Origin of the sequence: Pedobacter ghigonis, assembly GCF_903166585.1 — a bacterium.
Classification (GTDB): domain Bacteria; phylum Bacteroidota; class Bacteroidia; order Sphingobacteriales; family Sphingobacteriaceae; genus Pedobacter; species Pedobacter ghigonis.
In genome coordinates, this window is record NZ_CAESCM010000024.1 from 17,276 (window position 1) to 29,417 (window position 12,142).

General features: G+C 37.3%; 6 protein-coding genes. All 6 read left to right on the top strand.

The features are described from left to right. The first annotated feature begins 128 nt into the window (after positions 1–128). The 6 genes from HWV58_RS23380 to HWV58_RS23405 all read left to right on the top strand — a co-directional run bounded on the left by HWV58_RS23380 (position 129) and on the right by HWV58_RS23405 (position 12,128). A complete protein-coding gene (locus HWV58_RS23380; RefSeq protein WP_175636430.1) occupies positions 129–3,443 on the top strand; it encodes a SusC/RagA family TonB-linked outer membrane protein in 3,315 nt (1,104 codons plus the stop codon). Positions 3,444–3,495: 52 nt separating this feature from the next. Continuing rightward, a complete protein-coding gene (locus tag HWV58_RS23385; RefSeq protein ID WP_175636431.1) occupies positions 3,496–5,187 on the top strand; it encodes a SusD/RagB family nutrient-binding outer membrane lipoprotein in 1,692 nt (563 codons plus the stop codon). A 58-nt stretch (positions 5,188–5,245) separates the two neighbouring features. Continuing rightward, positions 5,246–5,827 carry a redoxin domain-containing protein gene (locus HWV58_RS23390; protein WP_175636432.1) on the top strand — a complete coding sequence of 194 codons (582 nt, stop codon included), beginning with the start codon at positions 5,246–5,248 and terminating at the stop codon, positions 5,825–5,827. Position 5,828: 1 nt separating this feature from the next. Further along, the gene (locus tag HWV58_RS23395) at positions 5,829–7,163 is read left to right on the top strand and encodes a cytochrome c (protein ID WP_175636433.1); all 1,335 of its coding nucleotides are present in this window, start codon (positions 5,829–5,831) and stop codon (positions 7,161–7,163) included. 202 nt (positions 7,164–7,365) lie between these two features. Next, positions 7,366–8,553: an ROK family protein gene (locus HWV58_RS23400; RefSeq protein ID WP_175636434.1), complete on the top strand. Its 1,188-nt coding sequence runs from the start codon at positions 7,366–7,368 to the stop codon at positions 8,551–8,553. Positions 8,554–8,672: 119 nt separating this feature from the next. Further along, on the top strand, positions 8,673–12,128 hold the full coding sequence (locus HWV58_RS23405) for a SusC/RagA family TonB-linked outer membrane protein (protein WP_175636435.1): 3,456 nt from the start codon (positions 8,673–8,675) through the stop codon (positions 12,126–12,128). Positions 12,129–12,142 lie beyond the last annotated feature (14 nt).

Below are 12,142 nucleotides of genomic sequence, written 5' to 3' on the forward strand. Positions count from 1 at the left end.
TAAGCCAGGAAAATTATGTCTACTGGCACCATCAATAATAATAACTTAAATCAAAACTTATGAGATAAAACAACCAGACTAAAAATTAAGCAACTAATCACATTATTTAAAAACTAACAAAATAGGACATGAAGAAAATGTACTTTAAATTTTTGAGCCTGCTTTTGCTAGCATTTTTTGCAGTAGCAGCTCAGGCACAAACTATAATCACCGGGACGGTGAAAGATGCGTCCGGACCATTTCCAGGAGCGAATGTTTCTGTAAAAGGCACACAAAAATCAACCCAAACCGATGCAAACGGTAAATTTAGCATCAGTGCTTCAAGCGCTGATATCCTTGTTTTTTCTGCCGTTGGTTTCTTACGCCAGGAAGTAGCTGTTGGAGGCAATAAAAATTTTAATATTACTTTAAAAGAGGATTCTAAATCTCTGGAAGAAGTTACAGTAACTACCGGATTTGGTGTAAAACAACAGACCAGAAAGTTAAGTTACTCTATTCAGGAAGTAAAGGGCGAAGATTTAGTTCGTGCTAACGAGCAGAATATTGTAAATGCATTGCAAGGTAAAGTAGCCGGTGTGATGATCAACCAAGGTTCTGGAGGTCCGCAATCATCATCAAGAATCAGGATCAGAGGTAACTCATCTTTGAGTCCAAATACACAGCCTCTGGTTGTTATTGATGGTGTACTTATTCAGCCAGGCGTAAGTGGGGCTGATTCTTACGGTAATAGCCCACAGGATTTTGGAAATATCATGAAGAACTTAAATGCAGATGATTATGAGAGTATTACTGTTTTGAAAGGTGCTGCTGCGAGTTCACTTTATGGTTCAAGAGCTCAAAACGGTGTGCTTTTAATTACCTCTAAAAAAGGTAAAGGTGGTCAGGGTTTAGGTGTTTCATTTTCACACACCCAAACTATTGAAGAAGCATATAAAACAATGGATTTACAGAACGAATTTGGTGCTGGTATTAATCCGACTTTCACAAAAGATGCTTCAGGTACACCGGTAGTAGATGCTGCAAATTATTTCTGGAGCTTTGGTCCTCGTTTCGATGGCAGTCAGGTCAAAGATATTGACGGCAGGATGATTAGCTGGAATGCGCAACCAAACAACTTGCTGGATGCATATAAGTTAGGCAACTACAGCAATTCAAATTTGGCATTTCAAGGTGGTAGTGAAACTGGAACTTTCCGACTTTCATATTCAAAATTATATAGTACCGGTATTTTACCTAACAACAAATTTGACCGTGACGCTTTAGATTTTAGAGGTTCTCAAAAATTCGGTAAAATATTCGAAATCAATGCAGGTGTAAACTATACCATCAGCAACAGTTTTAATCCAATCAATCAATCAAACAACAATAATCCATTATTTGCTCTTGTTTACGGAAATCCAAGAAGCTATGATACAAATTATTGGAAAGATAAATACATCGATCAGGCAAACGGTGGTGTGTTAACTGGTAACAACGACCCTTATGGTCTATCACCTCTTTGGTTTTCTATTTATAAATCAAATGTAAGACAACGTGAGAATAATTTTAGAGGTAACATCGATGTTAAAGCAAACATAACTCCTTGGTTAAATGCGCTTGTTAGAGGAACATTAAATCAGATCAATATTACAGGAGAGACGAAAAACATTGGTAGCGGTGTAGGATTTGCAGGAGGAGAATATGCTTTAAGTCAATCGAATCAAAAAAGTAGCAGGTTGCAGTTTTTGCTAAACGGTAGTAAGAAATTAAGCGATGATTTTGATTTCAATATGAGTTTGGGAGCTGAAACAACCAAAGATTTTGGTAACAATTATTCCCGTACCAGAACGGATGGAGGATTAAAAGACCCAGGAAAATTCTTCATGGGGAATTCGGTAAATGTTGCTCTAACGGATACACGCTTAGATGGTAGCCAAAGAACAGATGCAGTATACGGTTTTGGAGATTTGACCTATAAAAACATGCTTACTTTAAACTTTAGTGTAAGAAATGACTGGTCTTCAACTTTAACTTATCCTGACGGACATGGCGATTATTCATATACTTATCCAGCTGTTGGTTTATCGTATGTTTTCTCAGAATCATTAAAAAACAAACCAGCTTTTGATTTCCTTTCTTATGGTAAATTAAGAGCAAATTTTGGATATACAGGTTTAGGAACTAGTCCGTATGTTACAAGCGCAGGTAAATATCAATTTTTAGGTACTTATACAGATGAAAATGGAAAACAGTTGCCTAGATATGGTTATCCAGAGTATACGCTTGGAAATAATGCCCTTAAAAACGAATTAACAAAAGAGCTGGAGCTAGGTACCGAATTGCGTTTCTTTAAAGATCGTTTAGGTATTGATTTCTCTTACTATAAAAAGAACACAAAAAACCAGATTTTATCTCTAGCACTACCGTCTGAATCAGGTGTTACTAGAAAACTGTTTAATGCAGGTAACATTCAGAACCAGGGTATTGAGATCTTGTTAACAGGTACACCAATCAAAACTAAAAACCTGGAATGGACAAGTTCAATTAATTTTGCAAGAAACAAGAATAAAATTATTGAATTGGCCCCAGGAGTAGATTCTTATACTTTGGGTTATGCATTTGGTGCTGATATGACTTCTGTTGCTATTGCTGGTCAGGAATATGGAAGTATTTATACCAGTTATGGTTACGCTTCATACCAGGCAACTGATGCTGCAGGTAATAATATTGATAGCCCGAACAACGGTAAAAAATTGTTAAAAGCAAACGGAAGTTTCTTTAGAAGCGGTGATGCCGGCCAGGGAAACAAAATCCTTGGATCAATGATGGAGAAATTCAATGCAAGTTCGATCAACAACATCAGATTTAAAAACTTCAATTTAGGTTTCCAGATTGATGCTAAAGTTGGGGGATTAATGGCTTCGGGTACGCATCAATATGGTACTAATTTTGGTGCTTTCGAAAGCACATTATTTGGTCGTTCTGCAGATTTTGGTGGTTTACCAAGAAAAGATGCTTCAGGTGCTGTAATTGCCAATGATGGTATCATTCCGGATGGAGTATTTGCAAAAGGAACTATTATCAACAATGTTAACGTTGGTGGATTAACTTTCCAGGAAGCAGCAGATAAAGGTTATGTACAACCTGTGAGTGCGCGGATTTACTATGCAAGATTGACACAATGGTCTACCGGTATCAGAGAATATTCTACATTCGAAAATAGCTGGGTAGCGCTTAGAGAGGTTTCATTAGGTTATACTTTACCAAAGAAATTTACGGATAAAATTAATTTCAAACAGGTTAATGTTGGTGTTACAGCAAGAAACCTGATGTATATATATAATAGCTTACCTGATCACTTAAATCCTGAAGGTTTATTTAATAACAGTGCCGGTGCTTTTGCAGAATATGGTGGCATGCCATATGTACGCACTTTCGCATTCTCGGTAAGGGCAGCATTATAATAATTAACAGTTAAAGAAATTGAAAATGAAAAAGACAAGTAATATAATTCTAATGCTTGCAGCATTAATAGGAATTACCATATCATCATGTAAGAAAGATCAGTTTGTTCAATTAAATACCGATCCTTCTATTGTTGATAAAATAACGCCGGAGCAGCAGTTTATGAATTCGGTTATCAATATGCATGGAGATCGTTTTGAAGCTTACTACGATAATTTCAGGGCAATCATGCCATGGATGCAAATGTTGACAGCTTTAAATGGTAATAGCGTAACCTTCATTTCTGATGCTGCCAGTTTCAGAAATGTGAGATACAATAATTTCTATCCTAAAGTTGGTGGAAATTTAACCGATATGGAAGAATTAGTAAAGAAAATGTCAGCAGAAGAGCAGGCGCAAAGAATTTACGAAATTGAAATAGCACATATCGTTAAAGCCTACTATGCATTTTATGTATCGGATGTAAGTGGAAGTTTGCCTTATACCGATGCGTTTATGGTAAGATATGGAGGTACAGAAACACCAAAGTACGATACGCAAGAAGCTTTGTTTGAGCTATTGGATGCACAACTAAAAAAATCGGCAACAACTTTGGGTACTACGCAGGCAACTGCACAGGCTTCTTTAGGTGCAAACGATTTATTTTTTCAGGGTAATGTTGCTAACTGGATAAAAGTTGCCAACTCAACCCGTTTACGTATCGCTATGCGTTTAATGAAAAGAGATGCTGCAAAAATGAAAACTAAGGTTCTTGAAATTTTAGCAGCACCTGGTGGCTTGATTAACAGTGCAACAGATAGCTGGGTTTTCAAAGCCAATGCTACTTATGCTGATGGCGGAGATTGGTCGGCTGCAGGTTTACGGGCCCCAAAACCAGTTGTAGATTTTATGTACTCCAACGGCGATCCGAGGATCAGATTTTTTTATCAGCAAAATACGTTTACACAGGCTAATTTTGATGCGGCAAAAGCTCAAAATAAAATTGCTGCCTCGGCTACTTTTGATACCAGGAGATTTTATGGTGTACCAACCAGTCCTGATGTTTCAGCCGCTCCTGCGTTTGCAAATTTCTTTAATAATATTACCATTTCTGTGGTAAACTCTACAGGACAAACTGTTAATCAGACCATGGATTCATTATCGCTTATTCAGCCACGCTTATTTGCTGCTGGCGAGAATGGCGGAAAGGGCATAAATGCTTTTCCTTTAATTACCTATGCTGATGTTTGTTTCATGAGAGCTGAATTAGCCGCCAGATCTGTAACAACAGAATCGGCAGAAGATTGGTACAATAAAGGAGTAAATGCTTCAATTGCTTTTTATGATGACCTGGCTAATAAAGCTCAGATTGTAGATAGAAGCGGAGTTTTAAGTTATGTTGCTTCGACTCCTGCCGAAATTGCAGCTTATACAGCTAAAGCAGATGTTAAATTTGATGCAACCAGAGCGCTAGATCAAATTATAGGTCAGGCATACTTAAACTTTTTTAAGCAACCTAACGAAGCCTGGGCACTATACAAAAGAACTGGAATGCCAAATTCTACAACAGTTTTAAAACTCGAAAAAATTATTGCGAGTGGAACAGAACAGGTAATTCCAAGAAGAGCAAGCTTAGCTTTTCCTTCTGTAACAAATTTAAACTATCAAAACATCGTTGCTGCGTATAAAGTAATGCAGGCTGATCCTGATTTTGGTCAGGGGCCAAGTGATATCTTAGGCAGAGTATGGTGGGATAAGAAATAATAAAACTTTATTTAAATTAGCAGAACTCCTAATCCAGATTAGGAGTTCTTTTTGTATTATGAGATTGATAACAAGCATTGTATGGCTAATTCTTTTTTCATTTGGCCAGGTATTTAGCCAGGGTAGGCTACCTAATAAACTGCTTTGGGAGCAAATAAATAGGAGTGGGCTTATTAATGTTAAGAATAAAAAAAAAGTATTAGAAATAAAGAAAAGTACAGCTTTTGTTTTTTTATCACCAGAATGCCCGCTTTGTAAAAACTATATGCCGGTATTAAATACAATGGCTAAGCGATACCCCACAATTAATATCGTTGGAATTATACCTGGTAAAAGTTATACCATTGATGAGATTAATTTGTTTGCTAAAAATTATGATGCCTTGTTTGATATTTATTTAGATAAAAATAAATTGCTGACCAGTACCCTTAATGCAACAGTTACCCCTGAAGCAATTTTGATAGGTCAGAAGGGGGATGTCAAGTATAGAGGGCTAATTGATAACTGGCAGGCAAAATTGGGTATAAAGCGAAAGATTATTACGGAGCATTATCTGGACGATGCCATAAAAGCTATCAATATCTCAAATTCCACATTTATGCAAACTGTACCAGTTGGCTGTCTTATTAATGACCTTTAATATGCTTAATAAATTCGTTGTTCTAATCGTATTTTGCTGTTTCTTCAAGGCTACTTTTGGTCAGAAAATTACTTATTACGATCATATCGCCCCTATCATCCGGAATAAATGTGCGCCATGTCACCGACCAGGCGAAGCAGGCCCTTTTTCGCTTCTCACTTATGCCGATGTGGCCAAAAGGGTTTCTTTCATCAAAGATGTAGTGCAAACAGGATTTATGCCGCCATGGAAACCTGATAACCATTACCGGCTGTTTGCAAACGACAGGTCTTTAACGCCGCTGGAAAAGAAAACGATTATTAGCTGGATTGATAACAGCGCACCAGAGGGAGTAAACAAACATAAAGAACCAGAAGCCGATAACTTTATTTTGGGAACTCAATATACCAGGAAACCTGATATCACACTGAAAGTTAAAAAAGCATTTGTTGTTAAAGGAGATAACGAAGAAAGGTTTATCGTATTTAAAATCCCATTCGAAATGGCTACTTCAAAAAATGTCGCAGCAATGGAATTTGTTTCTACAAATAAGAAAGTTATTCATCATGCTAACTTTGCCATTCATCCGGTAGCAAATGATATAAATATTGATAAGGCTGCAGATTTTGTGAATTTAACAGACGATTCCAGGGTTAATTATGATCAGTATCTGCCATTTAAGAAAGAAATGACCTATTATGGCGGTTGGATCCCTGGAACTTCCTTTGAGTCTTATCCTGCCGATTTAGGGTGGGTGATGCCCAAAAGAGGGGTTGTATTACTAACGATTCATTATGCGCCACTTGCTAAAGATGAAGAAGATATATCGGGCATAAATCTGTTTTTTAAAGAAACGCCAATTAAACGAATAGTAAATGTGGTGAGTTTAGGTTCGGGAGGGGTTGGAGAAAGTTCTATTGACCCTTATTTTATGATACAGGCTGATTCGGTGAAAAAGTTTAATCTTAAAATTTTAACTCCTCAAGATCAATCTCTCTTGTATATCTGGCCTCACATGCATTTGTTAGGCAAGAGCTTTAAATCTTATGCTGTTACAGCCGCAGGTGATACTATTAAGCTGGTATCTATCCCGTCCTGGGATTTTAGGTGGCAAGAAATTTATCGTTTTAATAAGTTAATTAAAGTTCCCAAAGGATCGGTACTCACCATAGAGGGAACTTATGATAACACAAAGGAAAATCCAAATAATCCAAATAATCCTCCAAAAATGGTGTTTTCTGCGAACGATATGAAATCTACAGATGAAATGTTGACCATGCTGCTTGTGTTTCTAAAATATGAGGAAGGAGATGAGTATAAAAATCTTGACGTCTTAGAAAATAAAAAAACACAATGATAGGGTTGAGTAAAAACAAAATTACTACTTACCACCCCTAACTTCATTTCTACATCGAATTTAAAAACTACAAATTCACTTCGGACTAATTTATTTATAAAGTATATCGTCGAATATACTGTTAAATCAAATCTTTTTAATTTTTTTAAAAAGATTTGATTTCTTTTGTTTTTTTTATATATTTATATAAACCAAACGAAAAATGTCAGCAACAATTAAGAAAGCCCAGAAGTTACGAGCCGACATCATTAAGCTGCTTTACTATAAAAAAAAATCGTCCCTAACTGATTTAAGTAAACGCACAAAGAAAAGCTTGCCCTTAATAACATCAACCGTTAATGCTTTAATAGAAGATGGTTTAATTATCGAGCAAGGATTAGCCCCTTCAACAGGAGGTCGTCGCGCATTGAATTTTTTATTGAACCCCAATTATAAAAGGTACATCATCGCTGTAGCCATGGATCAGTTAACCACCCAGTTAACCATATATGATTTGTCAAACCATCAGGTTTTGCCTACTCAGACTATCGATTTAGATATGGCTGAAGGTAAAAGTGTTGAAGGGTTAATTGCTTTTATTGAAGATTGTATAGCAAAATCGGGTATTAAGAAAGAGTATTTGTTAGGTGTTGGCATAGGGATGCCGGGTTTTGTTAATACAGAACGCGGGGTAAACTATTCCTTTATGCAGATCGAAGACGGTATCAGTTTGCAAGATTACCTGTCAAAAAAAATAGACTTACCCGTTTATATCGACAACGATTCGAGTTTGATCGCTTTGGCAGAGTTAAATTTTGGTGAAGCAAGAAACCTAAAAGATGTACTGGTAGTTAATATTGGCTTAGGTACAGGTTTGGGTTTAATTATCAATGGCAAATTATACAGGGGTAGCAGTGGCTATGCCGGGGAGTTTAGTCATATTCCTTTATCTGATTCAAATGCTTTGTGCTCTTGCGGTAAACGGGGCTGCCTCGAAGTAGAAACATCTCTTTTAGTAATGGTGCAAAAAGCAGAAGAGGCGGTTAAAAATGGTGAAGAAACAAGCTTAAAGGCCTTGTTTAAGGATGAAAGTAAGAGCCATGTTGATCATTTTTTACATGCGGTTATAAAGCAAGATCCTGTTGCTATTTCTATTTTGGCCGATGCTGCATTTCAGATCGGTAAAGGGTTGGCTACGCTGATTCATATTTTGAATCCTGAGCGGATTGTTTTAAGTGGGCAGGGTGCCAAGGCTGGAAAAATGTTGCTTCCACCAATACAACAGGCATTGAACGAGTTTTGTATCCCCCGTATTGCAGAACAAACTGATATTAAGTTTTCTACATTAACCAATGAAGCTGAATTATTAGCCGCTGCCAGCTTAATGGTTGAAAATAGCCTATTCGAGTAATTAAAACCTTGCAAAATAAAGGGAAAATATTTTTAACTAAAAACAGAGATATATGAGGAAATAAAAAGATTACCAAACCAAGTTACGAACCACATTAACTAAATCTAAACCAAACCATTATGAAAAAAATGTACTTAGCGTGCCTAAGTATCTTATTGTTGAATTTTTTAGCAATAACTGCTTTTGCACAAAAAACCATTACCGGGACGGTAGTGGAAGCATCTGGTCCAATGCCAGGTGTAAGTGTAACAATTAAGGGCACCACAAAAGCCACGCAGACCGATGCTGGTGGTAAATATTCTATTGCAGCAACAGAAGGAAATATCCTGGTTTTCAGGTCTGTTGGCTATATTTCAAAAGAAGTTACCGTAGGGGCATCTTCAACAATCAACGTCCGACTCGAATCTTCGTCAAACAGTCTGGATGAAGTTCAGGTGACAACCGCTTTCGGTATTAAAAAAGAAAAGAGAGCCATAGGTTATTCTACTCAAGAGGTAGCAGGTAAAGACTTAACTATTGGCCAGGCACCCACTATAGCCCAGGGTTTAATGGGTAAAGTAGCCGGTTTGCAAATCTCGCAATCGGGTGGTGGTGTTGAAGGTGGATCATCAAGAATTGTTGTTCGTGGTAATACTTCATTAACCGGAGATAACCGTGCTTTGATTATTGTAGACGGAGTTGCAGTTAACAACGATCCAGCCAATGTTAACGGTAATAGTGGGTCATCAGTTGCTGGAAGTACCGGTGCCGACGTTTCCTCAAATAATGACTGGGGTACCGGAATGAACTTTATCAATCAGGATGACATTGAAAATATTACGGTATTGAAAGGACCGGCTGCAGCTGCATTATATGGTGCAAGGGGTGGTAACGGTGTTATTTTAATTACGCGTAAAAAAGGAAGCAACAGACCAGGTTTGGGGATTGATTACAATTACTCCTACCGCCATACCAATCCATACGAAATACAAAATTTCCAGAATGAGTATGGTCAAGGTGGTGTGGCCTCGATGCTAACTGCCGATAATAATAAAATGTTTCCTACCAATGCTGCTGGCCAACGTTATCAGATTGGAAACAGCTATAATCCTACAGGAACCTATTTAAGTAATTCTTTTGGTACCGTTCCTTATCCTAATGGTAAATTAACAGATGCTTATTTCAGTTACCCTGGTAGTCAATCGTGGGGACCAAGATTTGATAATCAGCCCATCTTAAATTACGATGGTGTGTTAAGACCTTATTCTGCACAGCCAGATAACTGGAAAGCATTTTTTCCTGATGGTTCTGTGGTGACTCACAATGTGGCTATTTCGGGAGGAAGTGAAAATGCTACAGGTAGACTTTCCTATACCAGAAATGACACTAAAGCCAATATCCTGAATAGTAATATGCAGTCTAACACTTTTAATCTGGGTTCTACATTAAAAGTTTCTAAAAAATTAAGTGCAGAGGTTACTGCAAGCTATGTAAATTTCACACGTTTAAATGCTCCTTCAGTAGGTGCGGGCTATTTGGGAGGTGTAATTTATTCTATGCCGCGAGACTATAATCCTTATGTAGATTTTGATAATACATATGGTCCAAACAACACACGTAAAGATGTACTTACCCAAAGTAACTTTCCTGCAGGATCGCCAGCTTATCCTTTTAGCGGTGGTTATTTGGGTAATCAATATTGGAATGCTTTTAATAACAATACAGTCTTTAATAGAAATGGCTTAACCGGCGGAATGAAATTAATGGCAGATTTAACCGATTTCTTGAACGTTACTGCCCAGGGTGGTGTAGATAACTCGAATGATGTTACTACTGTAAAGAACCAACCTACTGATATATTGGGGCAAGCTAATGGTGCTTACAAATTGGCACAGGCAAAAAATTTATCAACCAATTTACAAGCTTTTGCACGTTTGCATAAAGACAATCTTTTTAATAAGGAAATTAATGCCAGCTTAACTGCGGGTGTAGAAAGATACTACAGAAATGATTATACCTCAAGTAATTCGACAGCTGGTAATTTTGTTAAACCGTATGTATTTGCTTTAAATAATGGTGCAAACCCGGTTCCTCAACCACAAGAAACTAAATACGCTAAAAAGATCAATTCAGCCTATAGTTTCTTAAACCTTTCTTATAAAAACTATTTGTTCTTGGAAGCTACAGCGCGTAACGACTGGTCGAGTACACTGGCAAATGGTTCAAATTCTTATTTTTACCCTGCTGCTAACCTAAGCTACGTTTTTACCGATGGAATTAAAGCTGTACAAAACAGTTTGCCTTGGTTAAGCTTTGGTAAACTGAAATTTTCTTATGCAGAAACAGGTTCCGATACCGATCCTTATACCATTTTTAATGTTTTGGATGTTTCTACAAATAATGGTCAGCAGGCACAGAGTTTACCTGGAACATTAAAATTTGAAGGTGTACAGCCTCAACGAAGCAGATCTTACGAAGGTGGTGTTTCATTAGGATTCTTTAAAAACAGGTTGAACATAGATTTGACTGCATATTCGATGAAAACCTTTAACCAGATTTTAGATAACCCATTAGCTTTATCGTCTGGTTTTAGCAATGTTAAAATTAATACAGGCTCATTGGGTAATACCGGTTTTGAGTTCATCGTTAGTGGATCTCCAATTAAAACTAAGGATTTTAGCTGGGATGTATCGGTTAGCGGTGCACACGCAAGAACCAAAGTCTTAGCTTTACAAGATGGTGTAAATACTTTAACATTGGGTAACTTTTTCGGTGGTAATGGTATTTCTCAGCGCGTTACAGTTGGCGATTATTATGGAACGCTTTATGGCAGGGATTTTACCTATTACAACGGCGAAAAAGTAGTAATGCGCGCTGAAGGAACAGATGGACAGCCAATGCAATATACGGTTAACGGAAAAACATATTACGCTGGTACTCAATGGGTAAAAACAGCTGGTGAAGTGCCGATTGGAAATTCTCAGCCATTTTTAACAGGAGGTATTACCAACACCTTTAAGTATAAAGCATTTTCATTATATGTTTTGGCTGATGCAAAAATTGGAGGCGATACCTTTTTTGGCTCTTACGCTGCTGGTATGGGTAGTGGTAACTTAGTAGAAACCTTAAAGGAACGTAATGGTGGTGGTTTGCCTTTGGTTTATCCCGATGGAACTACGGCAAATACCGGAGTTAATTTTGGCGGTGTTTTCGTAACCCGCGATGCGCAGGGGAATGTTACAAATGCCACTCCAAATAATGATGTTGTAAACTATCAGTGGTACTATCAAGGTACTTTTTCTGCCTGGAACCACATTGGTACACCGCGTTCTGCATCAGTATTTAAGAACTCATGGATGAAATTACGGGAGGTGGCCTTAACTTACCAGATTCCGGCAAAATTCATTCAAAAAACCAAATTCATTCAAAACCTGTCGCTTTCATTAGTTGGAAGAGATCTCTTCTATATTTTTACCACTATACCTAAAGGATTAAATCCGGAAGGAGTAAATAGTATAGGTAATATGCAGGGAATTGAATACGATTCACTACCAAAAACAAGATCGTTTGGTTTCACGATACGTTCTTCATTTTAATAATTTAAAACATT